The sequence below is a fragment of the Streptomyces sp. SID13726 genome, assembly GCF_010548375.1.
In the GTDB taxonomy this organism is placed as follows: Bacteria; Actinomycetota; Actinomycetes; order Streptomycetales; family Streptomycetaceae; genus Streptomyces.
Window position 1 is genome coordinate 298636 of sequence record NZ_JAAGLY010000002.1, and the last position, 25857, is coordinate 324492.

The 25857-nt window shown below is 68.5% G+C and carries 22 protein-coding genes and 1 pseudogene; 14 read left to right on the plus strand and 9 right to left on the minus strand.

Features of this window, described 5'->3' with window-relative positions; all coding sequences use genetic code 11:
• Positions 1–21 precede the first annotated feature (21 nt).
• Positions 22–1206 carry an IS701 family transposase gene (locus G3I78_RS05415; RefSeq protein WP_164421630.1) on the plus strand — a complete coding sequence of 395 codons (1185 nt, stop codon included), beginning with the start codon at positions 22–24 and terminating at the stop codon, positions 1204–1206.
• 251 nt (positions 1207–1457) lie between these two features.
• On the opposite strand, the gene G3I78_RS05420 is transcribed toward G3I78_RS05415, so the two are convergent.
• Entirely contained in the window at positions 1458–2378 is a 921-nt protein-coding gene (locus G3I78_RS05420; protein ID WP_164421631.1) for a LysR family transcriptional regulator, read from the minus strand.
• Positions 2379–2503: 125 nt separating this feature from the next.
• Here G3I78_RS05420 and G3I78_RS05425 point away from each other — a divergent pair, with 125 nt between their 5' ends.
• Positions 2504–3445, plus strand: coding sequence for an NAD(P)-dependent oxidoreductase (locus G3I78_RS05425; RefSeq protein WP_275424786.1), 942 nt, complete (start codon positions 2504–2506; stop codon positions 3443–3445).
• A complete protein-coding gene (locus G3I78_RS05430) occupies positions 3442–4260 on the plus strand; it encodes an IclR family transcriptional regulator (protein ID WP_164421633.1) in 819 nt (272 codons plus the stop codon). The genes G3I78_RS05425 and G3I78_RS05430 overlap by 4 nt, the downstream gene beginning before the upstream one ends.
• 83 nt (positions 4261–4343) lie before the next feature.
• On the opposite strand, the gene G3I78_RS05435 is transcribed toward G3I78_RS05430, so the two are convergent.
• The gene (locus G3I78_RS05435; RefSeq protein WP_164421634.1) at positions 4344–6296 is read right to left on the minus strand and encodes an alpha-L-fucosidase; all 1953 of its coding nucleotides are present in this window, start codon (positions 6294–6296) and stop codon (positions 4344–4346) included.
• A 345-nt stretch (positions 6297–6641) separates the two neighbouring features.
• Between G3I78_RS05435 and G3I78_RS05440 the strand changes: the two genes are divergently transcribed.
• Together G3I78_RS05440 and G3I78_RS05445 are read left to right on the plus strand one after the other, a co-directional pair.
• The gene (locus G3I78_RS05440) at positions 6642–6962 is read left to right on the plus strand and encodes a hypothetical protein (protein ID WP_164421635.1); all 321 of its coding nucleotides are present in this window, start codon (positions 6642–6644) and stop codon (positions 6960–6962) included.
• Positions 6963–7040: 78 nt separating this feature from the next.
• Positions 7041–7748: a hypothetical protein gene (locus G3I78_RS05445; RefSeq protein ID WP_164421636.1), complete on the plus strand. Its 708-nt coding sequence runs from the start codon at positions 7041–7043 to the stop codon at positions 7746–7748.
• Between the two features lie 56 nt (positions 7749–7804).
• On the opposite strand, the gene G3I78_RS05450 is transcribed toward G3I78_RS05445, so the two are convergent.
• Positions 7805–9022, minus strand: a complete 1218-nt coding sequence (locus G3I78_RS05450; RefSeq protein ID WP_164421637.1) for a helix-turn-helix domain-containing protein — start codon at positions 9020–9022, stop codon at positions 7805–7807.
• A 234-nt stretch (positions 9023–9256) separates the two neighbouring features.
• Between G3I78_RS05450 and G3I78_RS05455 the strand changes: the two genes are divergently transcribed.
• Together G3I78_RS05455 and G3I78_RS05460 are read left to right on the plus strand one after the other, a co-directional pair.
• Positions 9257–10528, plus strand: a complete 1272-nt coding sequence (locus G3I78_RS05455) for an MFS transporter (protein ID WP_164421638.1) — start codon at positions 9257–9259, stop codon at positions 10526–10528.
• 26 nt (positions 10529–10554) lie between these two features.
• On the plus strand, positions 10555–11811 hold the full coding sequence (locus tag G3I78_RS05460) for a Xaa-Pro peptidase family protein (RefSeq protein ID WP_164421639.1): 1257 nt from the start codon (positions 10555–10557) through the stop codon (positions 11809–11811).
• A gap of 219 nt (positions 11812–12030) precedes the next feature.
• Here the strand turns inward: G3I78_RS05460 and G3I78_RS05465 are convergent, their stop codons facing one another.
• The 5 genes from G3I78_RS05465 to G3I78_RS05485 form a co-directional block, all read right to left on the minus strand.
• The gene (locus G3I78_RS05465) at positions 12031–13641 is read right to left on the minus strand and encodes a CocE/NonD family hydrolase (protein WP_164421640.1); all 1611 of its coding nucleotides are present in this window, start codon (positions 13639–13641) and stop codon (positions 12031–12033) included.
• 16 nt (positions 13642–13657) lie between these two features.
• Positions 13658–14197, minus strand: coding sequence for a TetR family transcriptional regulator (locus tag G3I78_RS05470; RefSeq protein ID WP_239157666.1), 540 nt, complete (start codon positions 14195–14197; stop codon positions 13658–13660).
• A gap of 145 nt (positions 14198–14342) precedes the next feature.
• Positions 14343–15287, minus strand: coding sequence for a fumarylacetoacetate hydrolase family protein (locus G3I78_RS05475; protein WP_164421642.1), 945 nt, complete (start codon positions 15285–15287; stop codon positions 14343–14345).
• Positions 15284–16882, minus strand: coding sequence for an MFS transporter (locus G3I78_RS05480; RefSeq protein ID WP_164421643.1), 1599 nt, complete (start codon positions 16880–16882; stop codon positions 15284–15286). Before G3I78_RS05480 ends, G3I78_RS05475 begins: the two co-directional genes overlap by 4 nt.
• A gap of 67 nt (positions 16883–16949) precedes the next feature.
• Positions 16950–17888, minus strand: coding sequence for an MBL fold metallo-hydrolase (locus tag G3I78_RS05485; protein ID WP_164421644.1), 939 nt, complete (start codon positions 17886–17888; stop codon positions 16950–16952).
• Positions 17889–18028: 140 nt separating this feature from the next.
• On the opposite strand from G3I78_RS05485, the gene G3I78_RS05490 reads away from it, so the two are divergent.
• From G3I78_RS05490 to G3I78_RS05515, 6 genes are all read left to right on the plus strand, one after another.
• Positions 18029–18676 carry a TetR/AcrR family transcriptional regulator gene (locus G3I78_RS05490; RefSeq protein ID WP_164421645.1) on the plus strand — a complete coding sequence of 216 codons (648 nt, stop codon included), beginning with the start codon at positions 18029–18031 and terminating at the stop codon, positions 18674–18676.
• A 186-nt stretch (positions 18677–18862) separates the two neighbouring features.
• Positions 18863–19024, plus strand: coding sequence for a hypothetical protein (locus tag G3I78_RS05495; RefSeq protein ID WP_164421376.1), 162 nt, complete (start codon positions 18863–18865; stop codon positions 19022–19024).
• Between the two features lie 104 nt (positions 19025–19128).
• The gene (locus G3I78_RS05500; RefSeq protein ID WP_164421646.1) at positions 19129–19365 is read left to right on the plus strand and encodes a hypothetical protein; all 237 of its coding nucleotides are present in this window, start codon (positions 19129–19131) and stop codon (positions 19363–19365) included.
• On the plus strand, positions 19358–20317 hold the full coding sequence (locus G3I78_RS05505) for a hypothetical protein (RefSeq protein WP_164421647.1): 960 nt from the start codon (positions 19358–19360) through the stop codon (positions 20315–20317). The genes G3I78_RS05500 and G3I78_RS05505 overlap by 8 nt, the downstream gene beginning before the upstream one ends.
• Complete coding sequence (locus tag G3I78_RS05510) at positions 20304–20606, plus strand: hypothetical protein (RefSeq protein ID WP_203614386.1); 303 nt, start codon at positions 20304–20306, stop codon at positions 20604–20606. Before G3I78_RS05505 ends, G3I78_RS05510 begins: the two co-directional genes overlap by 14 nt.
• Positions 20603–22579: a RiPP maturation radical SAM C-methyltransferase gene (locus G3I78_RS05515; protein ID WP_164421648.1), complete on the plus strand. Its 1977-nt coding sequence runs from the start codon at positions 20603–20605 to the stop codon at positions 22577–22579. Before G3I78_RS05510 ends, G3I78_RS05515 begins: the two co-directional genes overlap by 4 nt.
• A gap of 98 nt (positions 22580–22677) precedes the next feature.
• Here the strand turns inward: G3I78_RS05515 and G3I78_RS05520 are convergent.
• Positions 22678–23343: pseudogene (locus tag G3I78_RS05520) on the minus strand (amidohydrolase family protein); the annotation flags it as partial.
• Between G3I78_RS05520 and G3I78_RS51710 the strand changes: the two are divergent.
• On the plus strand, positions 23230–25569 hold the full coding sequence (locus G3I78_RS51710) for an FAD-linked oxidase C-terminal domain-containing protein (RefSeq protein ID WP_343243653.1): 2340 nt from the start codon (positions 23230–23232) through the stop codon (positions 25567–25569). The pseudogene G3I78_RS05520 and the gene G3I78_RS51710 sit on opposite strands and share 114 nt — an antisense overlap.
• Positions 25570–25857 lie beyond the last annotated feature (288 nt).

Consider the following 25857-nt stretch of genomic DNA (forward strand, 5'->3'; position numbering starts at 1 on the left):
CGGGATCGCGTTGAAGTGGTCATGGGTGGGGACCTTGCCGATGTCAGGTTGTGGGCTGGAGAGCTGGGTGCTCTGCATGAGCGGTTCGTGCACCGGTTCAACCGGGAGGAGCCGCGACAGTCGGCGCTTGCTTACATGCGTGGGCTGGTTGCGTCACTGGAGCGGAAGAACGGCTGGACGCTGGCGGAGGAGGCCGGCCATGCGGGTCCCGATCGCATCCACCGGCTGCTGAACCGGATCGAGTGGGACGCCGACGAGGTCCTTGACGACGTACGCGACTACGTCGTGGAACATCTCGCAGACCGCGATGCCGTCCTGATCGTCGATGACACCGGGTTTCTGAAGAAGGGCATCCGTTCGGCCGGCGTGCAACGGCACTACTCCGGCACCGCCGGCCGCACCGAGAACTGCCAGATCGGTGTGTTCCTCGCCTACGCCACCGGCCGCGGACGCACTCTGATCGACCGACGGCTGTATCTGCCCACCTCCTGGACGGACGACCGGGACCGCTGCCGGCGGGCCGGCATCGACGACAGTGTCGCCTTCGAGACGAAGGTGGCCATGGCCAAGGCGATGGTCCGCCGGGCCGTCGCCGACAAGGTCCCGTTCGGCTGGGTGACGGCGGACGCCGCTTACGGCTACAGCAAGGGCTGGCGGTTCGAGCTGGAGCAGGCGGACGTCTTCCACGTCATGGCCACCACCCGGCACGACACCGTCGTCACCCGCTGGTCCATCGACCACCCCGTCCACGACCTGTTTCCCGGCCTGCCTCGGCAGAAATGGAAACGCCGTTCCTGCGGCGACGGAGCCCACGGCCGGCGGATCTTCGACTGGGCCCGCGTCGAAGTGAGGCCCTGGCACCGCGAGGACCGCCGGCACTGGGTCCTCGCCCGCCGCAGCGTCAGCAGGCCCGAGGAGATCTCCTACTACATCGCCTACTGCCCCGCCGACACGACGCTGGACGAGCTGATCCACATCGCGGGCAGCCGCTGGGCAGTCGAGGAATGCTTCCAGACCGCCAAGCAGGAGTGCGGCCTGGACGACTACCAGGTCCGCCGCTACCCCGGCTGGCACCGCCACATGACCCTCGCCATGGCCGCCCACGCCTGCCTGACCGTCCTGCGGGCCCGACAGCTGGACACGGACAAAGCAGAAACGGATCCTCCCAGCTCATCCAACTCAGCCTCGCCGAAATCCGACGCCTGATCACCCGCCTCACCGACGGCCGCCCCACCCCGGTCGAGCACATTCTGCGATGGTCAACCTGGCGCCGACGACGCCAGTATCAGGCCCGCCTCAGTCACTACAAACGGCGCGGACACAGCCCCTGAAAACTGCCCAGCAATCAGAACAAACACCGTTGCAGTACTAGGCCGCACGCTGGTCACGAGGTAGCCTCCGTCTCCTTCGGGAGGCAGTGGAGATTCCTTCGTCACGGCGGCCGAGCGCCCGGTGGATCAGGCCCTGGTGCTCCTGACCAGCTGACGGAGCCGGGCGGCGGCCATCTCGATCACGGCCTGCACCGGGCGGGAGAGCACCGCGTTGTGCCGGTACACGATGGCGAAGTGGTCGTAGAGCCGCGGTTCCAGCGAGAAGCAGTGCAGTTGTGCGGGCAGCTTGTCCTGATACCGGCGCACGACGCTGCGTGCGGTGATCGCGTCGGCCAGCCCCAGGGCGGCCACCTCCAGCGCGGTCTCCACGTTCTCGACCTCGATGGCGGCCTGCAGGGTGCCGCCCACCGACTGCACGGCGTTCCTGAGCTGCTGCCGGGTGTAGTCGGCGTCGCCCCATGTGGCCTCGGAGAGCACCAGGGTGGCGGCGGCGAGGTCGGTGCAGGTCACGGCCCGCTGCACCCGGTCCGGATCAGCGGTGACGTACACGACCTCGTCACGCGTCACCGGTTTCACGCTCAGCGCGCTGTCGTCGATGGGAAGGGCGACCAGCGCCGCCTCCAGTTGCCCGCGCCGGACCAGTTCGATGGTGTCCATGGAGTTCTGCCCTACGAGGGAGAGCCGGGCCGAGGGGAAGCGCTCGCGCATGTCGGCCACGAGCCGGGTCTCCAGATAGAGGTGCGCGGCGCCGAAGAGGCCGAACCGGATGGTTCCGGTGACCGCCCGGTCCGCGTCCGCGACCGCCCTGCTCCCCTGCTCGACCGCGTCGAGGGCCTGCCGGGCGTATCCCTCCAGTGCCAGAGCGGCCTCGGTGGGGACGACTCCACGCCCCACGCGCTGGAACAAGGCGGTGGACATGCCCCGTTCGAGCAACCGGATCTGCTGGGCCAGCGAGGGCTGGGCCAGGCCGAGGGCGTCCGCGGCCCTGGTGAACGAGCCGTGCTCGACGGTCGCCACGAAGCAGCGCAGCTGATGGAGCGTGACCAAGGCATCTCCTTTGGCTCCTGAAGGAGGCAGAGGCTACCTCGCTGCCCGAGCTCGGCCTAGGTTGCTGCGCAACCCCGGTGAAAGCGCTTCGTCGACGGCGACGCGCCGAGTGAAGGGCAGACATCATGGTTGCTGTGGGCTTTGTCGGTCTCGGCAGTATGGGTGGTCCCATGTGCCGGCGGCTGGCGCGGGCCGGGTACGACGTACGTGCCTTCGACATCGACCCGGCCAAGGTCGCCTCCGCGGTGGAGGCCGGTGCCGTGGCCGCCGAGTCCGCGACGGACTGCGCGTCCGCGGCGGACATCTTCCTGACGTCGCTGCCGCGGCCCGATCACGTGGAGAACGTGATGCTCGACGGCGGTGCCCTTGCGGCGCTGCGCCCGGGCTCCGTCTGGGTCGACCTCACCACCAACGACATCGAGCTGGTCGCGCGCCTGGCGGAACACGCGCCCACAGGTGTCAGCGTCGTCGACTCACCGGTGACCGGTGCCGTCGACGGAGCTCGCAACGGCCGTCTCACCCTGTTCGCCGGGGGCGAGGCCGGCGATGTGGAGCGCGTGCGCCCGGTCCTGGAGACCCTCGGCACCATGATCGCCTGCGGTCCGCTCGGCACCGGGAACGTCGTCAAGCTCGTCACCAACCAGCTGTGGTTCATCTCCGCCGCGGCCATCGGCGAGGGGTTCGCGCTCGGGGTGCGCAACGGCGTCGCGCTCGAGGTCCTCTGGGCCGCGATCCGCCAGTCGGTGGGCGACTCGTTCGTCGCCTCGCACGACGCTCCCTCCATCTTCGCCGGGCACTACGACCCGTCGTTCACCCTGGATCTCTGCCTCAAGGACCTGCGCCTCATCCAAGGGCTCCAGTCCGGCCTCGGCGCCGAACTGCCCCTGACCGACGCCGCCCGCGGTGCGTTCAAGCTCGCCGCCGACCGGTACGGCCCCGAGGCGGCCGAACTGCTCGTCGCCAAGCGCATCGAGGAGGACGCCGACGTGTCCTTCCGCCTCGCCGGGGACTGGGTCCCGCCGTGGGAGGTCGACGACAGCGGCTCCACGGCACCCGTCACGACATGAGCCTCGGGCGTACCGCCCCGTCAGGCGACGTCCGTACGGGCACCAGATCCGTCGACCGGGCCCTGGCCGTTCTGGAGTCGCTCGCCCGGAACGGTGAGGCGAGCGTCGTCGAACTCGCCGGTGAGCTCGGCGTCAACAAGACCACCGCCTGGCGGATACTCCAGACGCTCGGGCGGCACCGCATCGTGGAACAGTCGGACGATCGCGGGAAGTACCGGCTGGGCGCGGGTCTGCTGCGACTGGCCGGAGCGGCCGCAGGCGGCCTGGAGCTGCTCCAGGAGGCGCGACCGGTCTGCCACCGGCTCATGGCCGCGACGGGCCGGACCGTGAACCTCGCCGTACGCTCCGACAGTTCGGTGTTCTACCTGGACCAGGCGGCGGACCCGTCGGCACCACCGTCGTACGACCGGGTCGGCCGGTACGTCCCCCTGCACACCACCGGCGCCGGCAGAGTGCTGATGGCCGGACTGGACAGTGACGGGCGCGCCGACCTGTTCGGCGTGCTCTCGCGGCGGACCGGTCTCGCCCCCACCGAGAAGGCCCGGCTGCGCGAGGAGTTCGCGCGGATCGGCGAACTCGGCTACACGGTCGCCGCGAACGACTTCGGGGAGGGCCTGGCGGCGGTGGCCGCTCCGGTGCGCGACGCCCGCGGCGACGTGGTCGCGGCGCTGAGCGTCTCGGAACCGGTCGACCACCTGACCGAGGACCGCGTCGAGGAAGTCGTGCCCCTCCTTCTCGCGGCCACCTCCGAGGTGTCCCACCGGCTCGGCCGCAGACGGGATGCGGGCGCGCTCGCCACGTACGTCCCGGGGTGACGGTGCCACGCGCGTCATGTGGACCAGGCGGCAGGCGTACGTCGGGGGCGCGAGGTGCCCAGACCTCGCGCCCCCGAGGAGGGTCAGGAGGCGACGATCTGCCACTGCTGCTGCGTCAGGGACGCGTACGGCTGCTGCTCGATGTTGGTCCCGTCGGCGGTGCCGCCCTCGTCGACGCCGAGGCAGAGCCCGCTGAAGCGGTTGATGAGGAAGAAGTACCCGTCACCGGTCGGCGTGACGGCCCAGTGCTGCTGGGGGACGTCGGAGTCCGCGTAGATGGCCACGTTGCCGCCGTCGGCGCGGGAGAGGCCGGCCACCTCCATGAGCTTGCCGCTGTTGACGCCCTTGATCTCGTAGTAGCCGTCGCCGGTGGAGGCGAAGGTCCACTTCTGGGTGGCGTTGTTCAGCCAGGTCCACTGCTGGATGTTGGTGCCGTTGGCGGTGCCGAAGCTCGCGACGTCGGCCACCTTGCCGCTGTTGCGGTTGACCAGCCGGTACACCGTGCCGTCGCCCGGCAGCACCCTCGACACCAGGGCGGGCTTGGCCGTGCGGCCACCGATCCGGACGCCGCCGACGTTGGCGTACCCGCCGGTGGCCGCGTTCGCCTGGATCCGTACGAAGCCCACGTTGCGGGCGGACCACTCGACGATCTTCGTCTTGCGGTTGCCCGCCCAGGTGCCGGTGGCGACCTGGGTGAAGTTCGTGCCGTCGGTGCTGGTGGAGATGGTGTACGAGGTGATGTCGCCGTCGGTGGAGTCGTTGCGGTTCCACTGCTTGGGCAGGTACTCCAGCGTGGAGACGTTGCTCCACACACCGCCGAGGTCGATCGTGAGCGACTGGGACAGCGGCGAGGACAGTCCCCAGGTCGACCAGCAGGTCTCGTAGCGGACGTCGCTCAGTCCGTCGATGGCGTTGAGCGGTCCCTCGCCGGTGCGGAAGGCGGTGGCGTACGCGTTGACCGGGGTGACGGGGTTCTCGGCGCGCAGCGGCTGGGTGGGCAGCGCCGGCCTGGAGGTGTCGGGGCTCCACGCGGCGCCGACCTCGGCCAGCCGGTTGACGATGTTGGTGTCCAGCAACCCGCTGCGGTTGGGCGGGCAGTTCAGGATGAACGAGGTGTACTTCGGTTCCAGGTCGGTGAGGTGCGAGACGATCGCGTCCTTGCTCATGAGGCTCTCGGTCGGCGTGGAGGGGTGCCAGAACCAGCCGTTGCTGATGGTCTGCCCCTGCATTCCGGCGTAGGTGTTGCCGGTGGGCGCCGTGACGCCGAGCGGCTCCTCGAAGAAGATCGCGTCACCGAGGAACGGCTCCGCGAGGCCGCCGATGTCGAGCATGACGCAGTCCGGCTGGAGCTGCTTCACCAGCGCACGGATCCGCTGGTAGGAGACGGCCTGCTGGCCCATCTGCCACGCGTACCCGTCGGTCATCAGCATGTCGATGGTGCCGTAGTTGGTGAGCAGTTCGGTGAGCTGCCCCAGGATGAACGTCATGTCGCCGGGCTGGATCGCGTCGGTGGCGTCGAGACCGGTCACGTTGTGCCGGGTCTCCCACGCCTCGACGCCGAAGGTGCGGTCCCAGATCGAGAAGTAGAACCCGACCTTCAGGCCCTTCGCCCGGAAGGCGTCGCAGTACGCCTGCACCACGTCGTGCTTGTAGGAGCTGTTGGCGACGTTCTGGGTGCCGAAGGCGCTCGGCCACAGGGCGAAGCCGTCGTGGTGCTTGGTGGTCAGGATGCCGTAGTTCATCTTCGCGGCGGCCGCCGCATCGGCCCACTGCCCGCAGTTGACGCTCGGGGGCGCGAAGATGGTGGGGCTCTGGTTGGGCTCGGCCCACTCCTGGTCGGTGAACGTGCCCAGGCTGAAGTGGTTGAACATGCCGAACCGCATGTCGACCATCTTGCTGAGGTTGGTCTGGGTGTCGGCGGCGGCCGCCGAAGACAGCAGGGCGGAAAAGCCGGGGACGATCGGCAGGGCGGTCGCCGCCGTCGCCGCACCGGCGGCGCCGAGGAACGTACGGCGAGTGATTCTTCCTGAGGACATGCTCACTCCTGTGGACTGAGTGCGGGTGACGCGCGGAGTGTGATCTCCGTGGCAACATCGGATGTATTAAGAGGCACCGCTACGAGATCTGTCCAGAGGTTCAGCAGAAGCCACAGATAAAACGGCGCATTGCCCCATAAACCCCAGGGTCGCAACCACAAAACCTAGGATGTATTGAGCAGATAGATCAGGGCGCTCATATCGAAGGCGGCATCCAGACGACAGCCCTCCGGGCCGCGCGATCTGTCACGGCAGGTGACCGGGCACCGGACGTCGTCAATCCGCCCGCCCGTTGCCGACGTCCGCCGGTTGTGCAATGTGGTTGCGGAGGATGGGGCGGATGCGGTGATACTCCGGCATGAGCAGAGATGCCGAGGTCATCGTGCTCGACCGCTGGTCGGACGAGGTCATGGAACCGCGAACGGCAAGCTGGGCGAGGCGACCACGTGGGCTCTGCCCAGGCAGTCCGGCGGTGCCCGCGCGTACGGCCATGACCTCACGCCGGTCCACGGCGACCCCGACCGCTTGTGGATCGTCGCCGACGCGGGCACCGTACAGCTCTCCAAGAGCGGCGCCGCCGACTGCTGCACCTGCAATGAGCACTTCGGCCGCTACAAGGACGCCGACAGCCGCCACAAGACCACCTGGGCCGTCCCCGCCTACTAGTGAATACCGATACAAGAACATGCGAACCACCCACGGGAGCTGTGGAAGTTGACTGCAACAGGTGTACGTACGCGTGTCATGGGCGTGCTGCTCGTCCTCATGGCACTGGCCGCCGGCGTGGGGAGTTGGTTCGCCTTCACCTCGTGGCTGCCTGCCGACGTGGACCGGTACCGGGACTACACGGCGGCCTCGCCCTGCCCCGAACGGCCCGCGCGGCAGGCGGTGGAGGACTGCGTGCGCACGGTCACCTTCACCGTCGAGGACGTCCGGCTCGGGCGCCAGAAGAAGAACGACAAGAAGGTGACACTGTCCGGCGCACCCTTCTGGAACGGCACCGTCTCGTTCGGTGACACCGATCCCCTGTTACCCGAACTCAGCAGGGGCGACCAGGTCACCGGCACCGTATGGCGCGGTACCGTCACGATGCTCACCAAGGGCGAACTGCGGCAGAACACCTCAGGCGCGCCGCGCGACGAACCCCAGATGGTGGCCGCGATCGGCACGTCCAGCGGTCTCCTGGCGATCCTCGCCCTCGCGTTCGGCACGGCACGTCTGGCCGGGAGGCCCGACCGGAAGTACGTCGCCTGGAAGCCGTACGGAAAGCGGCTTGTCATCACCTTGGCGAGTGCCACCTTCGCGGTGGGCCTGCCCTTGGTGTGGCTGGGAGTTCCCTGGTGGCTGACCCCCGTCGGCATCTCGGCGGTGGTCGCCTGCGGCACCGTGTTGATCTACCGGTGGGACACACCGTCCGGGCGACTCCGGGCTCCGGTCCGTACGCACTCCTAGGACGTTTCCCGGCCGGGGCTCCCTTTGGCGGGTCCCGGCCGACGGGCTGATGTAACTCAGCAGTTTCGCTGCGCCGGCGCAAGCAGCCCCGCGAGGTCAGCCAACCGCAAGGCGGCATGAATGGAGAACCGTGACTGGCCCGTTGGTTCCTCCCCGAGCAGTTCCCTGGCACGTTCGATTCGGTAGTAAAGAGTCGTGCGGTGGACGTTGAGCGCATCGGACGTCGCGCTGACGTTGCCTTCCCGCTCAAGATAGGCAAGAAGGGTCGCCGCCAACGGGATTCTGCGTTCCGATATCAACGCCGCCACACCCTGGTTGATGGAAGCTATGCCGGCAGGGTCCCAATCCACCGCGGAGAACAGACGGTATTCACCGAGGGATTCCCACCACGCGCGGCCGTTCAACTCGGGAACCCTGTTGGCGACCTTCGCCGCGAACTCCGCCTGCCGGAACGACCGGTCGAATCCGTCCGCCGAGCCCAGCGCACCACCGAGCCCGATCGCGGTGACGGAGACGTCGTGCACCTCGGCGGTATGACGCGCAGCGGCCGATAGCTGTTCGAGCAGCGCTTCAGCGGCTTCTCGCGGCGACGAGACGAGCGCCACGACGTCTTCCCCCTGTACGAAGGCCACGAAGCCGTGCATACCGAGCAGGTTGACCAATGTGTCCAGGACACCGTCAACCAGCTCCACTTGTCCGGACGTCGGAGAGACGAAGGTGATGAGACATAGGTACGCGCGTTCCAGGTCCTCGATCTGGAAGTCGTCGCGCAATCTCCTGAACAGCGCGTGCCGACGGCTCGCGCCGGCGCGCTGGACATCACGCAACACCTGACTGCCGACGGCGACATGGCGCCGTTTCCCCTCACTCACGCCCAGCAGATGGGGTCGCATTTCGCAACCGGCTTGGATCGTGCGAGCGATGTCCTCGTCGTCGACCGGCGGGTCGGCGTCAATAAGCCATATACGGGCCAGTGTCCGCGCTCCGGACATGACCGGAACCATCACCCTCGGCAGCAGTCCGTGTTCTGCGCTTGCGGGAATACGCAGTGCCTCGCGGGCGATCGCCACACCGCAGTCGATGAAATAGCGCAGATGCTCCGGAGTAGGACTGCGGTCCAGCATGGCCCTGACTCGCGCATCGTCGATACGTCCGATCTGTGCGCTCGCCGCAAGCGGTCGAAACGAGCCGTCCTCCACGAAGGCCGCCCGGTTCAAACCGGCTGCCAGCTCGTCCGTGATCTCCTGCAGGTCGTTCAGCACCTTGGCGAGCACTCCCGTTCCTGGATCGGCGAGGGGTGCGGGAGGCCTCATCATGGCCGATTCGACACCTGTAGCAAAGAGCCGCGGTCGTGCCAGGCGTTGCTCGACATCGCTCCGATGACGCGGTCCCTGGAGCAGGCCTAATTTTCAGGTCCACACAAGCCAGCACGAGGAGTGATCGTGTCAGCGGTGGACGAGAAATCAGAAGGCCAAGGTGGGACCTCGACGGCGTTCAAGCGCCGTTTCATGAGGAGATTGATACTGGTCCTCACCGGCGGGATGCTCCTCGACGGCTACATTCTCGGCATCATCGGCCCGGTGACCGGCACCATGTCGGCCGACCTGGGCCTCACCTCGCTGTGGGAAGGCCTGATCGCGGCAGCCGCGCTCCTCGGGATCTTCGTCGGCTCCCCGCTCGGAGGGTGGGCGACCGACAAGTTCGGCCGCAAGCCGATGTTCCTGGTGGACATGGGGCTGTTCGTACTCGCGTCGGGACTGCAGTTCTTCGCCGACTCGGCCCTGCACCTCTTCCTGATCCGGCTGTTGATGGGCATCGCGATCGGCGGCGAGTACGCCATCGGCTTCCCGCTGGTCGCCGAGTTCGCCCCGGCCCGCCTCCGTGGCCGGCTGCTGGCCCTGACCGTGTTCGCCTGGTACGTCGGCTTCATGATCGCGTTCCTCGTCGGTCACCTGCTGCTCGCGACGACCGACCTGAGCTGGCGGGTGATCCTGGGCTCGAGCACCTTGATCGCGGTGCCCCTGTTCCTCGCCCGCATCGGCCTGCCCGAGTCACCGCGCTGGCTGTGGGCCCACGATCGCCGGGCCGAGGCCCTGGCCATCGCGCAGGGGTACATGGAGAACTCCTCGGAGGTGGCGGACGTCGAGCACGAGGACCCGTGCAAGGGCACCTTCGGTACGTTGTTCTCCCGGCAGTACTGGCGCACCACGCTCTTCGCGTCGGGCTTCTGGTTCTGTGCCGTGACACCGTATTTCGCCATCGCCACCTTCGCCGACAGCGTTCTGGCGAAGTACGGCCTGAGCGGCGGGATCGCCGGTGGCGTCGGGCTCTCCGCGCTCTCCGTCGCCGGGGTCACGCTCGCGATCCTGTTGATCGACAGGGTCGGGCGCCGTGTACTGACCGTCCCACCGCAGTGGCTCTGCTGCGTGATCCTTGCGGTCATCGGCCTGTGGGCGGGTGCGCCGCCGATCGCCGTGCTGGTTCTCTTCTTCGCCTTCTCCTTCTTCACGGCGATCTACGGCACGCTGACCAGTGTCTACCCGGGTGAGGTCTTCGCGACGGAGATCCGTGGGCTCGGGACGGGCTTCTCGGCCGCCGTCAGCCGGATCGGCGCCGCACTCGGCACGTTCCTCCTGCCGTGGTCGATGACGAACCTCGGCACCACGGTCAGCATGCTGATCGCCGCGGCCATCGCCGGAATCGGCGCCGCGCTCTCCCAGTGGCTGGCCCCCGAGACCAAGGGAAAGAACCTCACCGAGACGTCCGTCGGGATCACGTGACCCCACTCATCGAAAGGACCACGGACATGGCAGAACTGGATTGGCATGCCGAGCGGGCGGACCTGGAAGGTCTCACCCTGCTCGATCGGGAACCCGCCGACGAGGACATCGACCTCGTGGCAGTGCGGGGATACCGACTGGGGCGAGTACGGTCTCAGATGGCCGAACTCGGCGTGGACGCGGTGGTCCTCTCCGACCCGGTCAACATCCGCTACGCGACCGGCGCGCGAAACATGCAGGTCTTCTCCATGCGCAATGCCCCGTCCCGATATCTGCTGCTCACCCAGAACGACTCCATCCTCTATGAGTTCACGGGGTGTCTGCACCTTGCCGAGGGACTTGAGACCATTGACGAGGTCCGGCCCGCGAAGACCGCGAGTTTCGTGGCCGCCGGTCCTCAGATCGCCGCGATCGAGCGCGCTTGGGCGCAGGACATGGCGAAAGAGATCATGCGGCTCGTCGGTGATCGCCCAACGGTCGGCCTTGAGCGGATGAATGCCGGCGCCGCGATCGAACTCAACGCCAACGGGGTACGCGTAGTCGACGCGCAATACGCCGTGGAGATGGCGCGATCCGTCAAATCCACCGAAGAGTTGAAGTGCATCAAGGCATCCCTGCGTGCGACCGAAAAGGGCGTCGCCGCTCTCCGCGCGGCCATTCGACCCGGACTCAGCGAGGCCGAACTCTGGTCGGTCCTGCTCCAGTCGATCATCGCCCAGAACGGCGACTATGTGGAGACGCGGCTGCTCAGCGCGGGCCGGCGGACGAACCCTTGGTTCCAGGAAACGAGCGAGAGCGTCATCGGACCCAACGAGTTGATCGCACTCGATACGGATGTCGTCGGTTGCCACGGCTACTATTCGGACTTCTCCCGGACTTTCCACTCGGGCCCGGAGAAGCCGACCCAGGAGCAACGGACGCTCTACCGAATCGCCTACGAGCAGGTGCGGCACAACATCTCCGTCCTTCGGCCGCACATGGGGTTCCGGGACTACGCCAGGGAAGCCTGGGACATCCCTGACAAGTACTACGCGAACCGGTACTACCTCTCGGCACACGGCTGCGGAATGACGGGAGAATACCCGTACCTCTATCACGAGGGAGACTTCCCGGAAGCGGGGTACGACGGCGAGATCGTGCCGGGCATGACGATCTGCGTGGAAAGTTACATCGGCTTGGAGAACGGTCGTGAAGGCGTCAAGCTCGAACAACAGGTCCTGATCACCGAGACCGGTACCGAGCTCCTCTCCGAGTTTCCGTTCGAAGAGGATCTCTTGAATTAGCGCGCCCTTCGGCACGTCCGCCGCTCGGCCAGGTACCGAGCCACTCCCCGACGGGCCGCATGCCCTGCTCCGGCATCCGCAGCGCCGTCGCGACGCCCCCTTCCTTCGCCGCCGGTTCCCGCAGCGGCGCCAGATCCACCAGCCGGTCACGACGATGCACGCACATACGTCCCGGTGTGACGCAGCCGGAACGGGATGCCTCCGGAACGGCTTCGGACGTCAGACTCGGGCGCGGACGGGGAGGACGATCGCCGAGGGGTGCTCCGGGTCGTGGTGGACGGTCTGGTCGGCGGCGCGGAAGGTCGTGGCGGTCACGTGGGCTTCCCCGGTGCCGGGGTTGCGGGCGTAGCGCGGGAAGGCGCCGCTGGAGACCTGCACGCGGATGCGGTGGCCGCGCTTGAAGAGGTGCGCGGTGGGCCACAACCGGACGGTGGCGGACTGCGTTTCGTCCGCGCCGGTCAGGCTGACCAGACCGTCGCAGATGTTGCGGGAACGTCCCTTCGGGTCGACGTCGCAGAGCCGGACGAAGACATCGGCGTGGGCGAGGCTGGAGCGGAAGAAGATCTCGGCTTCGACGTCGCCGACGATCTCCGTGTCCTGGTCGAGGACGGGTGTGGTGTAGGTGAGTACGTCCGGGCGGGCCTCCAGCGCGGTGTTGTCCACCGGGCCGGCCTTCGCGAGCATCCGGATGCCTCCGACGGCCGGGGTGGGATTCGTCGGGTCGTAGCGGTAGTGGTCGGGGGCACTGTCGGCGGGCGGTTCAACGGCCAGTCCGCCGTCCGGCTGGAGGTGGAAGCGCTGCGGGTCGTAGCCCTGGGGAGGCCAGGACGTGAAATCGCGCCACGCTTCCGCTCCCGTGACGTAGAGCCGGACCGGCGCCCGCTCGGGCGGCTGGACACCGCGCGCGTGGGCGAGCCCGAACTCGAGCGTCTCGGTGATCGCGCCGTTGTCCGGGGAGGTGTGCGTCCAGGGGCCGACCGTCAGCCGCGCCGGGCGTCCCGCGTCCTGCAGAGCGCGGAAGTCGCGCAACTGCCCGGGCAGGAAGATGTCGTACCAGCCGGCGATCGAACTGACCGGCACCGTCGTCTCGGCCACCCGGTGCCGGTGATCGCATCCGTCCCAGTGCGGGGAGTCGGCGTCCTGGGCCAGGATGTTCTGGATGATCCCGCTGCGCTCGCCAAGGGCAGCTGTGTCAGCCCGTTCCAGCGGGAGTGTTCTCAACGCCCGTGCCGTGCGCCTGAGTTGGAGGGGCACACGCAGCAGCGCGCCTCGGCGTTCCTGAGCGCCGACCACTGTGCCCCACCCGAAGGGGGTCTCCAGTGAGAACCCGTCCGCGCGCAGGAATTCCAGTACCAACGTGGACGCGGTGACCTGCGGAATCATCGCCTTGACCTGGGGTGGCAGCTGGTCGGCGACCGCCCACTGGACGTAGCCCATGTAACTCGCCCCGCACAGCACGATCGCATCGCCGCACCAGGGCTGCTTCACCAGCCAGTCGAGGGTCGCCAGCCCGTCCTCGCGTTCGTTCCGCATCGGATCGAAGGTGCCGCCGGAGCCGAACGTGCCGCGCGCGCTCTGTATCAGCACCTGGTAGCCGCGCTCCGCCAACGGCCGCGCCTGGAGGGCGGCGAGCATGCCACCTCGCCCGTAGGGACAGCGGATGAGAGCTGTCGGCAGCCCCTCTCCCCCGCTGCGCGGCGCCCATCGGTCCGCCAGCAGTTCCACTCCGTCGGGCATGGGCACGCGCAGATCGCGCTGGACCACCAGGTCTCGTGTCAGCGGTTCGGACAGTTTCATCCTGCGCTGGGCGAGAGAGTTGATGAGGTTCACCGGACGTTCCTGCTTTCTACGGGGTGCCGCCGGAAGGGGACTTCAGTACGGGGGCGATGAACTCGGCGACACCGAACAGCCGGTCGACCAGTCGTTCCACGTCGAGGGGGTCGGGTCCCTCGACCACCCAAGCGGTGACCAACGCGCTCGCACCGCCCGTCAGGAACGCGGCGAGGTCCCTGGCCATACCCGGGTCGAGGTCCGGGTACAGGACCGTCACCGAGTCGAGGTTCAGCGTTTCGAAGAACTCGTTGACGGTCCGGTTCATCTCGTACGCGCACGCCCCGGTCAGCATCGGGCGGTAGAAACGTCGATGGCGTGCGAAGTGTTGGGCCATGGCCACGGCCTGGGGGCGCAGGGACTCCAGGACGTCATCGTCGGCTGGTGGCAGCACCTCGCGTTCCAGCAGATCACGAGCCGCCGCCGTGAAGAGCTGTTCGCGATCACCGAAGTGCATGTACAGAAGCTTGCGGCTGACGTCGGCCGCCTCGGTGATGTCCGTGACGGCGATGGAGGTCGTCCCTCGCTCGGACACCAGCCGCACCGCCGCACGCATCAGAGCCACGCGTGAGCGCTGGACCCGACGGTCCTGAGGCTTGGACGGAGAGGGGGAAGGCCCGGCGGGCTGGTGATCCATTCCCCGATAATACTCACCTGTTCCAAAGTACACAACTGTAGAAAAACACGTATGCGCGGGGACCTCACACCCTGCGGCGGCTCTCCGGCAGAGGTACCGGGGCAATGCCCTCCACCACGGCGTTGCTGATGGTGCCGAGCCCTTCGACGCTCATCGTGACCGTGTCGCCGGGGGTGAGGGGCGGTGGGTCCAGGGTGCCGGTGCGGCCCCAGAGTTCGGCCAGGCAGCCGCCGTTGCCGCAGGTGCCCGAGCCCAGGACGTCACCGGGGCGGACCCAGGTGCCCCGGGAGGCGTAGGTCACCATCTCCTCGAACGTCCATGCCATGTTGGCCAGCCGGTCCTCCCCGACCGTCTCTCCGTTGACGGACACGGTCAGCGCGAGGTCGAGGAATCCGTCGGCGGTGCGGTGGTGTTCGAGTTCGTCGGCGGTGACCAGCCAGGGGCCGAGGGTGGTGGCGGTGTCCTTGCCCTTGGCCGGGCCGAGTCTGACCTGCATCTCGCGGCTCTGGAGGTCGCGGGCGGACCAGTCGTTGAGGATCGTGTAGCCGACGATGTGCTCGCGTGCCTGCTCCGGGGTGAGGTCCCGGCCTGCTTTTCCGATGACAGCGGCCACTTCGAGTTCGAAGTCGAAGCGACGGCAACCGGGCGGAACGGGCACGTCGTCGTGAGCGCCGATCATCGCGTACGGGTTGGTGAAGTAGAACGCGGGCGCGGCGTACCACTCGTCGGGAACCGTGTCGCCGTAACCCCGTGCCACGCCGACGACATGGCTCTCGAACGTCATGAAGTCACGGACGGTGGGCGGTTGGAGGGGCGGCAGCAGTCGGACGTCGGCCAGCGCCACCGGCAGGGTACCGGCACGGGCGCGCTCCCCCGCCTCGCACAGCGGTCCCTCCCCCTCCGCGATGAGATCGTCCAGTTCCACGGGGTGTTCGAAGGGATGGATCCGGTCGTCGGCGACGACTCCTGCCTGCCGTTTTCCGTCATGGACGAAGGTGGCGAACTTCATCGCGCGCTCTCCTGCGATCGGACCGGGTGGGTGGCGCCGGGCCGGAGGCCGACGAAGACGGCCGCGATCACGGCGGCGGCGACGCAGGCCGCGGCGGTGAGCAGGAGTCCGTTGTTGTAGCCGTGGGCCAGTGCGTCCGAGGTGTAGGGCGCGAGCTTGGCGCTGAGCGGCCCGAGGTCGGCGGTGTGCAGCGCCAGTGGTCCGCCCCCGTGCAGGACGGCACTCGCGATGCCGTGTTCCTTGGGGGTGAGACCGGCGCCGGCGAGGTCGCCGGTGAGCCGGTCGGCGGCCATGCCGAGGGCGACGGCGCCGACGACGGCCGGGCCGAGGGTCTGGCCGAGGTCGCGGACCAGGCTGGTGGTGGCGCCGGCCATCCCCGTCAGGCTCTGCGGTACGACGTTGACGGCGGCGGCGGTGAGCGCGGCGACGACCAGGCCGAAGCCGACGCCGTTGAGGACCAGTGGTCCGAGCAGGGGGATCAGGCCGGTCTCCTGGACCGGCACCGCGCGCAGCCACAGTTGGGCGGCGGCGAGCGAGACGAAGCCGGTGACGAGCATCGGGCCGGGGCCGACGCGGTGCAGCAGCCGGGCCAGCAGGGGCCAGATGAACGGCGTGATGCCCTGGATGATCACGAACGGAATCGCCGCGCGCAGGGGACTCTGGTGCTGGATGACGCCCAGCCGGATACTCAGGTCGTAGGCGCCGCCGAGGAAACCGAACATGCCGATCACGGCCATCGCGGCGGACGCGGCGAAGGCCCGGATGCGGAAGAGCTCAAGGCGCAGCATCGGGGCGGCGCTCCGGTTCTCCACCGTCACGAACGCGGCGAGGAACACCCCGAAGGCGACGAAGGACAGCACCACCGGCGCCGAGCCCCAGCCGTCCGAGGGGCCCTCGATGATCCCGTACAGCAGGGCGAGCATGGCCACGGCGATGCAGATCTGACCGGGCCAGTCCAGCGAGCGGCCCTCGGGGGCGCTGGACTCGGACGCCAGCAGCCAGGCGGCCACGGCGGTGACGACGGCGATCACTCCGGTCACGCCGAACGCCCACTGGAACGAGGTGTGTTCGACGATGCCACCGGACAGGAGCGGGGCGATGAGGGCACCCAGGGACAGCGCCGTGGTCCACGAGGCCAGCCCCCTGGCCCGGGCGGCCGGTGTGGTGGTGACTGCGGTGATCATCGTGAGGGAGGCCGGGAAGAGCGCGGCGGCTCCGATGCCCGAGATGGCCTGGCCGGTGATCAGCTGTGCCGGGGAGTCGGAGGTGGCGGAGACCAAGTAGCCGACGGCGGCCAGCAGTGCGGCGCCCACGACCAGTTTCTTACGGCCGTACAGGTCACCCAGGACTCCGAAGGTCAGGGCGAGGACGGCGGCGGGCACCAGGAACGCGTCGCTGATCCAGGTCAGTTCGGAGCCGGATGCCTGGAGGGTGCGCTGCATGACGCCGTTTATCGCGGCAGGCAGCACCAGGCCGATCTGGGCCAGGCAGACGGCCAGACAGCCGGCGACGATCGTGCCGGTGTGCCGGGAACCGGCTCCGGGTGCCGTCACGGACGGTGTGGTCGGTGGGTCGTAGGCAGGGGTGGCGACCATGGCTTCTCCTTCGAAGGCCGGCGCGAGCACATACCGGGGACTGGGGGCTTGGGGGTCGGCGTGACCGTCAGACGTCGGCGCACAGCTCGGCCATGCAGCCGAACAGTCCGGGGCCGTCGAGCGGGGGCAGTGCGGGGTCGAGCTCCCGGTAGACGGTGTGGACGTTGACGGCGAGGCGCTCGCTCTCGCCCAGGTCGGCGAAGCGGCCCAGACGGATGTCGCGCGCCGCGTCCAGGACCGGCAGGCCGGCGGTGAACCGGACGGTGGCCTGCTCGTGGACGAATTCGAGGTAGTCGCGGATCTCGCGGACGGTCTCTCGGGTGGTGACGGGGCCGTGGCCGGGCACGACGGCGTGGGCGTCGAGTCCGAGCAGGAGGTCGCAGGCGGCGAGCCAGCGGGCGAAGGGGCCGTGCCAGACGATCGGAGTGGCGCGGGCGAAGACGATGTCGCCGGTGTAGACGACTCCGGCCCTCGGGACGTGCACGATCGTGTCCCCGGCGCTGTGTGCGGGACCCACGTCGATGAGGTGGACCTCCGTGCCGCCGACGTCCAGGGCGGTTTCGCCGTCGAAGACCCGGTGGGGCAGGACCGGGTCGATGTCGTCGTAGTGGAAACGGCCGAAGGCGCGGCGGGCGAACCGTCCGGCGGGGTTGTCCATGCCGGTCAGCGCGCGCATCTCGGCGGGGCCCACCTGCCGCATGTCCGTCACCGAACCGCGGGCCGCGACGATCTCGGCGTGGGCCACGAGCTGGTTGCCGAACCAGTGGTCGCCGTTGCCGTGGGTGTTGACCACGGTGGAGATCGGCGCGGCGGCGGTCAGCGGGGCCAGCGCGTCCAGCAAGTCCTGGGTCAGGCGCAGGTCGTAGAGGGTGTCGACGAGCAGGGACGTGCCCCGGCCGGTGATCAGCCCGGCGTTGCTCATGCCCCAGCCGCCGACGCCCGCGATCCAGGCGTGACAGCCGTTGCCCAGGTCGATCCGGCCGGTGAGGGAGGTGGCTGAAGCCATCGTGCCTCCTTGTCGCGTCTCGCGGCCAACTCAGCGAGACTCCAATCCATTGCTGGACTAGAGTCCACCAATGGCGAGGAATCTAGAGATGTGCCGGGGTGAGGTCAAGAGGCGGGAGGCGTTGTGCTGTACTGGGCGCCATGAAGATCCCTGACACGACAGCCGCGGCCGAGGGCGGCGCGCCGGTCGGACGCCAGGAGCGCAGGCGCCGCAAGCTGCACGACCGGCTGTACGACACGGCTGTCGGCCTCTTCGTCGCCCAGGGATTCGAGGCGACGACGATGGAGCAGATCGCCGAGGCGGCCGACGTGGCCCGTGCCACCGTCTTCAACCACTACGCGCAGAAGGTCGGCTTCCTGGAGGAGTGGGGGGCCCGGCGCCGGGCCCGGGTGGCCGAGATCCTCGGCGCGCAGCATGCGGAGGACCTGCCGGTCGACGACCGGCTACGGCGCTACCTGACGGAAATGGCCGACCTCAACATCGCCTCCCGCGCCGAGACGACGGTCCTGATGGACGCCTCGGCGCGCTACGGCCGTCTCCTTCAGGACCCGTCGCTGGAGGTGGAGCTCGCACGGATCGTCGAGGAAGGCCTGGGGCGGGGCGAGATCAGGGCGGGCGTCGACTGCGACCAGGCGGGAGCCCTGCTGGCCATGTGCTACTTCTCGACGATCCTGCGCTGGATCCGCGAGGAACCGGCCCCCTTCGACCTCCAGCAACGACTCGGCGGCGCGCTCGACATCATTCTGATGGGGGTCCTGGTCGGCCGGGGGGATGCCGGAAGGCCCTGACGCCCCGGGCGTTCCCTCAACCCCGGAGGCTCTCAAGTTTTCGTGCGGGTTCGACAAGCGTGAGCAATAATTTATTTGTTCAACCATTCCTTCGACATCATGGACACGCGCTACCCGCCTTCGTAATCTCGCATTGTGGATGGAATTCCATCCCGGCAATCGACCGACCTGTACGGAGGCAGCAAAGTGACTCAGATCACCCACGCCGAACCGCTGATGCTGGGAAGTCTGGAAGCCCCGAGGATCACACCGCTCGGTGCCCTCGACGACGAACAGGGAGTCAGCGGCATGGGTCTGGAGAACCAGCCCCCCAAGCCCCTGATGGCGATCATCTACAACGGTATCTGATCTCCGGAACAGCGTGAGAGAAGCTGGCACCGCACTTCTTTCCGGTGCCAGCTGCCGCCGATTCCTGTCTTTCTGGGTGCATCCTCGAGAATGAGAGCCGGAAAATGCCGAGGCGAATATGGGTCGCGGAGGGCGTCGCGAGCGACGGAGATGTGTACGGACGGGCCCTCCAGCTGCCGGACGGACGCAACGCCGCGGGCTCCCCCACCGGGGACACGGGAGTGCAGCGCAGAGCGGGGACGATCCTCAAGAACCATCTCGGCGACATCCCGTCCTGCCCCTGCCTGGCCGCGCTGGTGACGGACGAGCGCCTGCGCATCCCGGAGGCCGCCGATGCCTGAGGGGACCCGGCTCAGCGGTGCGGAGGCCAACTTACGGGCCGTGTTCGGCGCCGACGACGGCTGCGTCCTGACCGACGATCCGGGGCTAGCCGCATGGCTGGCGGAGCACGGACTGCGGGCGGCCACCTTCGACGGGGTGCTCTCCGGGCGGGAGGCCCCACCGGCGCGCGCCGTCGCCGTTCCCCTGGACTACGGACGTCTTCCGTCCCGGCTGGAACTGCGGGACATCCTCTCCGCCAGCAGCGTACTGTGGATTTCCCTGGCGTCCTTCTCCGGCGATCCCGAGATCGCGCGGTACGCCATCGAGAAATTCTCGGAGATAGATCTCAACAGCGCGGTGGCGACGAATCGACGGATCATCACGCAGCTTTTGCTGAGCCATGGTGACATCGGATTCTCCGGCCCCGGAACCGATTTGTCCCTGCGCCTCCCCGAAGTGCTCCAGCTCTCCAGCCGTACCCGCGCCGCACTCCTACCCGACGAGCACTCCACCATCGGAAACTATTTCGAGGTGGCCATGTCGCCGACGGATCTGGCGGGCCGTATCGACTCAGAACTCTCGGTCTCCGGAACCCTGCGCATAGATTCCGTGCTGGTCGCCAGGCACCGGGAACTCCAGGGCGCCCGGGCGGATCGCTTCGAAGCCGCCGGGGAAATCGCCGCGAGCATGCGGAACGCGTGTCCTCTGTACGTCACGATCGAGGACAACCGCTTCGTCGACGGCTTCGGGCCCTGGGCCGACGGCATCGACGCCACCAGCGGCCCCGAGTACCGGGCCGCGGTGACGGAGATCGCCATCGGTACGGGCCTCCTCGACCCGGCCCAGGTCGACTGGAGCCTCAACTGTCTGCTCAACGAAGGCGCCGCCGGCATTCACCTCGGTGTCGGCAACGGCCTGAACGGCATGCACTTCGACTTCATCTCCACGGAGGCCCGCCTTGTCACCCGCTGACACCCGACTGTGCCTGGTGGACTCCCTCCATCTCCAGGTCGAAGCCGACGGCACCGCGCGCGTCGTGGACGACCGGACCTTCACGGCCGCGCAGGTCAACCAGTCCGCGCGCATCCTCCTGGAGGCCCTCCGCGAGCCCCGCACCCGAGGGGACCTGGAGTCCGTCCTCGCGCAGGCCGCCGGCTGCTCACTCACGGAGACGGTGACGCCGGTGGCACGCCTGGTGGAGGAACTCACAGCGTACGGATGGATCGAGATCGCGGACGGGAACGGAAGGGTCACGCGATGACCCCCCACACCTTCGTTCCGCTGACATCGGCACCGTCCCCCGCCCCGGAGGCGACGGCCGGCCAACGCGCGGCGTGCACGGTGGCACTGGTCAACATGCCCTTCGTCTCCATCTACCAGCCGTCGCTCCAACTCGGTCTGCTCAAGTCCCTGGCCACCGACGCCGGTTTCCGGGCCGAGGACTTCTACTTCAACCTCGAGTTCTCCCAACTGATGGGAAGCCGCGCCTACGAGCAGATGGCGCACCATCGCGGACGGCTGTTCGGTGACTGGCTCTTCTCCGTCGCGGCGTTCGGCGACGAGGCACCGGATCCGCGGGGCCTGATGCTGGACCACTTCGCCGAGGAGACCGACGCGCTGCTGGCCGATCTGAAGCTGACGCGCGATCAGCTCATCGGCATCAGGAACGACGGTGTCCCCCACTTCATCGACTCCCTGCTGGAGAAGACCGACTGGAGCCGGTTCCGCATCGTCGGCTTCACGTCGACCTTCCAGCAGAACGCGGCCTCCTTCGCCCTCGCGAGGCGCATCAAGAAGCGCTTCCCCGCGACGCTGATCATATTCGGCGGCGCGAACTTCGAGGGCGACATGGGGAAGGAGCTGATGTCCCACCTGGATTTCATGGACTACGCATTCGACGGGGAATCCGACGAATCCTTTCCGGAGTTCCTCGAAGTGGTGGCCGCGGGCGGCGATCCCACGGCGGTGCCGGGAGTTCTGGCGCGTGAACGCATCGCCTCGAACCAACCGGAACCCGCGGATAGCAGACCTCCGTTCAATCACCTGGACCGCCTGCCCGTTCCCGACTTCGCAGAATACTTCGATCGCGCCCTGGACCTGGGGGTGATATCGGAAGAATCGCGTCGCCTCGTCTCCCTTCCGTTCGAAAGCTCTCGCGGATGCTGGTGGGGCCAGAAACACCACTGCACGTTCTGCGGCCTGAACGGATCGACCATGGGCTTCCGGTCCAAGTCGTCGTCCCGCGTGCGACAGGAACTCGCGGAACTGGCAAAGGCGTACGGAAGTCTGCGCTTCGAGGCCGTCGACAACATCCTCGACATGAAGTATTTCAGCGACCTCCTCCCCGAACTCCAGGAGGAGGGCTTCAACTACCAGTTCTTCTACGAGGTCAAATCGAATCTGACACGGGAGAGAATCAAGGCCCTCAGCGAGAGCGGCATCGTGCATGTACAGCCGGGCATCGAGTCCCTGGACAGCAGGGTGCTCAAGCTGATGCGAAAGGGAATCACCGGACTCCAGAACGTCAACATGCTCCGGTGGGGCATGCACTACGGAATCGACATCGCCTGGAACATCATCTGGGGCTTCCCGGGCGAAGAAACAGCCTTCTACGACGACCAGCTCGAAACGATCCGCAGGCTCCGCCATCTCCAGCCACCGACCAGTACCAGCCGTATCTGGATGGAGAGATACAGTCCGCTCTTTTCGGACAGGGATTCCTTCGCCGCCGAATACATCAACCCCGAGGCGAGTTACGCGTACGTGTATCCCGCTCGGATGGACCTGGCCCGGATCGCCTACTTCTTCGACTACGAGATGACGGACGCACTGCCGGACGCCGCCTATCAGCCCATCCGCGACGAGGTCCGGGAGTGGCAGAAGTCCTGGAGGACGAGTGCGAAACCGACGCTTCTCTTCTGGGCGTCGCCTGGGCAGATCTACATCGACGACTTCCGGGACCCGGCGGACAGGAAGTCGTACAGGTTCCAGGACGACTCGGCCGCGCTCTACCGAGCATGCAGCGACCGTCCGACCAACGCCCGGCAGCTCAAGAAGACACTCGCCCTGGAACAGTCCGTGGAACAGATCGAGGAGATCCTCTTCGCGTTCGAGCGGCAGGACCTCATGCTGCACGAGGACGGCTCCTTCCTCAGCCTCGCCCTCCCTGCGAAGCCACGGCCTCCGACCCTGGTGACCCCGAAGCAGTGGCCGGCGCTCGGACTGGACGCGTAGGGGCCCCAGCCCGGCTTCGGCGAGACGGCCGTCCCGCGGTCGGAGTCGGCTCGGCGGGTTCCACCTTGTCATCACCCGCACCGGCGCACACCGATGAGTCACCGGCGTTCGGGGGCCTCCTGGAGCGCGGACGACATGCGGGCGACGAGACCCCAGCCCTCCGGCGGGGTGCCGGGCAGGGGGCGTCCGGCGGAGGCGAGTCGACCGAGTACCGCTTCCGCCGAGCGGTCCGCGCGGGCCGGCAGGGCCGGCAGACCGGTGCCCGTGAGTTCGCCGTCACGCTTGACGAAGCGGCCGGCGACCAGGACGTGGCGGACGTCGGCGGGAACGGTCTGGAAGGCGAGGGTCCCGGCCGGGTCGAGGTGCGGGTGCTGGGAGAGGCCCGGCCCTCCGGTGACGATGATGTCGGCCTGTTTGCCGGGGGTGAGGCTGCCGATGCGGTGGGCGAGTCCTGTCGCCTCGGCCGCGTTGACGGTGGTCCAGGCCAATGCCTCCTGTGCGGTGACGGTCACCGCGGTGGGGTCGCCGCCCGCGAGGTTGAGCGACTCGGTGTCGGCCCACCGCTGGAAGGCCAGGCCCATCCGGGTCTGCGTGAACAGGTCGCCCGTGCCCAGGGAGACGATGTCGCAGGACAGGGTCGGCTTGATGCCGTGGCGCCGGGCCGCGGCAGCGGCGAGGTAGTCACGGCCGGCTCGGGGGACGACGCGCTCGCGGCGGTGCCCGGCCTGGACACCTTCGTCACGGCGAACCTGGCTGTCCTGCGTACCGAGTTCGGCCGCTTCGGACGCCAGATCTCCGGCTACTCCCTGGAGCACCTGCTCCCGGAGAACGGCCGCAACCTCGCCGCCGCCCTCACCGGCACCGAGGGCAGTTGCGGCGTCCTCCTCGAAGCCACGGTGAGGCTCGTCCCCCGTGCTCCCGCTCCCGCTCTGGCCGTCCTCGGGTACGACGACATGGCGACCGCGGCCGACGACGTACCGAACCTGCTCCCCTTCCGGCTGCTCGCCCTGGAGGGCCTGGACGCCCAACTCGTCGACGTCGTACGCCGGGCGCACGGCAGCGCCGGTGTCCCCACCCTGCCCACGGGCGGAGGATGGCTGATCGCCGAAGTCGGCGGCGCCGACTCGGAGGAAGCCGTCGCGGCGGCGCGGAGACTCGTCGCCGCCTCCAGCTCGCCCGACGCCGTCGTGCTGCCCGCGGGCCCCGAGGCGACCAGGCTCTGGCAGATCCGCGCCGACGGTGCGGGACTGGCGGGACGCACCGCCGACGGCAAGCAGGCCTGGCCCGGCTGGGAGGACTCCGCCGTACCCCCGGAACGGCTCGGCGACTACCTGCGCGGGCTCGAAGCCCTGATGGCCGAGGAGAACCTCTCCGGTCTCGCCTACGGCCACTTCGGCGACGGGTGCGTCCACGTCCGCGTCGACTTCCCGCTCGACTCCGGGGGCGCGCCCATGCGCCGGTTCCTCGAACGCGCCGCCGCCCTGGCCGCCGAGCACGGTGGCTCCCTCTCCGGCGAGCACGGGGACGGACGGGCCCGCTCCGAGCTTCTGCCGACCATGTACAGCCCCGAAGCGCTGCGCGCCATGGAGGAGTTCAAGGCGCTGCTGGACCCCGCAGACCTCATGAACCCCGGAGTCGTCGTCCGGCCGGCCCCGCTGGACTCCGACCTCCGCCGCCCGCAGGCCCGCCCACTCCGCGCCACGGACGGCTTCGCCTTCGCGCACGACGGCGGAGATGTCACCGACGCCGTCCACCGGTGCGTCGGGGTGGGCAAGTGCCGGTCCGACCTGCGCGGACAGGGCGGCTTCATGTGCCCCTCGTACACCGCGACAAGGGAAGAGAAGGACTCCACGCGAGGGCGCGCCCGGGCACTCCAGGAGATGCTCAACGGCGGTGTCGTCACGGGTGGTTGGAGATCTCCCGAACTCCACGACGCCCTCGACCTGTGCCTGAGCTGCAAGGCCTGCGCGAGCGACTGCCCGACCGGCATCGACATGGCCACGTTCAAGTCGGAGACCCTGCACCAGACGTACAAGGGCCGTCTACGGCCGCTCAGCCACTACACGCTCGGCCGGCTCCCGCGGTGGCTCAGGCTCGCCGCGCCGCTGGCCCCCCTCCTCAACCTCACCGGCCGCATCCCTCTCCTCCGCAGAGCCGTGACGGCGATGATGGGCGCCGACAGCCGTCGTTCGCTCCCGGCGTTGCCCCGCAGACCGTTCCGGTGGAGCGGGTCGGCGAGGACCGTCGCAGGGCGGACGGGCGGGCCCAAGGTCCTGCTCTGGGTCGACTCCTTCTCCGACGCCATCGATCCGGACATCCCCCGGGACGCCCTCGAAGTCCTCGCCGCCGCGGGCTGCGACATCGAGATCGCCGCTCCCGGGGCCTGCTGCGGCCTGACCCTCGTCTCCACCGGGCAGCTGACCGCCGCCAAGGCCAAGCTCCGCAAGACCCTCGACCTGCTGCTTCCCCATGTCCGTAACGGAAGGACGGTCGTCGGCATCGAGCCCAGCTGTACGGCCACCCTCCGCTCGGATCTCGTGGAACTCCTCCATGACGACCCTCGCGCCGCCGAACTCGCGGGCTCGGTCAGGACCGTCGCCGAGTTCATCGCGTCGATCGGCTGGGCACCCCCGCGTACGGCCGAGAGACTCCTCGTCCAGCCGCACTGCCACCACTACGCGGTCATGGGTTACGACGCCGATCGGGCGCTCCTCGAAGCCATGGGCTGCGATGTCGAGACCTCGGCCGGATGCTGCGGCCTCGCCGGGAACTTCGGCATGGAGAAAGGCCACTACGACATCTCCGCGAAGATCGCCCAGGACGGCATCCTGGCCAAGGCCTCCGCGAGCCCCGACCGGCGGATCCTCGCCGACGGCTTCTCCTGCCGCACCCAGGTCCGCGACCTGGCCGGCCTCGACAGCCGCCACCTCGTCCAGGTCATCGCCGAAGCGCTCCGGAACTCGACGGCCACGGGGAGGGACGGGGCGTGATGCGAGGCGGTGCCCCGGGCTCCCGTTGTCGTCGCGCCGGCCGCGAACGTCCAACTCGTCACGACAGTGAGGCCCTTCCCTCGCCGCGGAACTCTCGCGGTCCGTACGGACGGTCATCAGCGTTCGGCGAGCGCAGAGTTGGCTGCCCGGAGCATGACAATATGGGAGCCCGCTCCGACAGGATTCCGGAGGTCGCGGGTTGCCGAGTGCTGCGAGTCGCAAGGAACCGCGCGGGGCGACGCGCCGTCCGGCCCTACCCCCGCAAGCCCCGCGCCCCGCCCCGGACTT

Bases quoted from the DNA above. Each gene is read 5' to 3' on its own strand.
- G3I78_RS05415 (WP_164421630.1), top strand. From the start codon at position 22: ATGGGTGGGGACCTTGCCGATGTCAGGTTGTGGGCTGGAGAGCTGGGT.
- G3I78_RS05425 (WP_275424786.1), top strand. From the start codon at position 2,504: ATGGTTGCTGTGGGCTTTGTCGGTCTCGGCAGTATGGGTGGTCCCATG.
- G3I78_RS05430 (WP_164421633.1), top strand. From the start codon at position 3,442: ATGAGCCTCGGGCGTACCGCCCCGTCAGGCGACGTCCGTACGGGCACC.
- G3I78_RS05435 (WP_164421634.1), bottom strand. From the start codon at position 6,296: ATGTCCTCAGGAAGAATCACTCGCCGTACGTTCCTCGGCGCCGCCGGT.
- G3I78_RS05445 (WP_164421636.1), top strand. From the start codon at position 7,041: ATGGGCGTGCTGCTCGTCCTCATGGCACTGGCCGCCGGCGTGGGGAGT.
- G3I78_RS05455 (WP_164421638.1), top strand. From the start codon at position 9,257: ATGAGGAGATTGATACTGGTCCTCACCGGCGGGATGCTCCTCGACGGC.
- G3I78_RS05460 (WP_164421639.1), top strand. From the start codon at position 10,555: ATGGCAGAACTGGATTGGCATGCCGAGCGGGCGGACCTGGAAGGTCTC.
- G3I78_RS05470 (WP_239157666.1), bottom strand. From the start codon at position 14,197: ATGCGTGCGGCGGTGCGGCTGGTGTCCGAGCGAGGGACGACCTCCATC.
- G3I78_RS05475 (WP_164421642.1), bottom strand. From the start codon at position 15,287: ATGAAGTTCGCCACCTTCGTCCATGACGGAAAACGGCAGGCAGGAGTC.
- G3I78_RS05480 (WP_164421643.1), bottom strand. From the start codon at position 16,882: ATGGTCGCCACCCCTGCCTACGACCCACCGACCACACCGTCCGTGACG.
- G3I78_RS05485 (WP_164421644.1), bottom strand. From the start codon at position 17,888: ATGGCTTCAGCCACCTCCCTCACCGGCCGGATCGACCTGGGCAACGGC.
- G3I78_RS05490 (WP_164421645.1), top strand. From the start codon at position 18,029: ATGAAGATCCCTGACACGACAGCCGCGGCCGAGGGCGGCGCGCCGGTC.
- G3I78_RS05500 (WP_164421646.1), top strand. From the start codon at position 19,129: ATGCCGAGGCGAATATGGGTCGCGGAGGGCGTCGCGAGCGACGGAGAT.
- G3I78_RS05505 (WP_164421647.1), top strand. From the start codon at position 19,358: ATGCCTGAGGGGACCCGGCTCAGCGGTGCGGAGGCCAACTTACGGGCC.
- G3I78_RS05515 (WP_164421648.1), top strand. From the start codon at position 20,603: ATGACCCCCCACACCTTCGTTCCGCTGACATCGGCACCGTCCCCCGCC.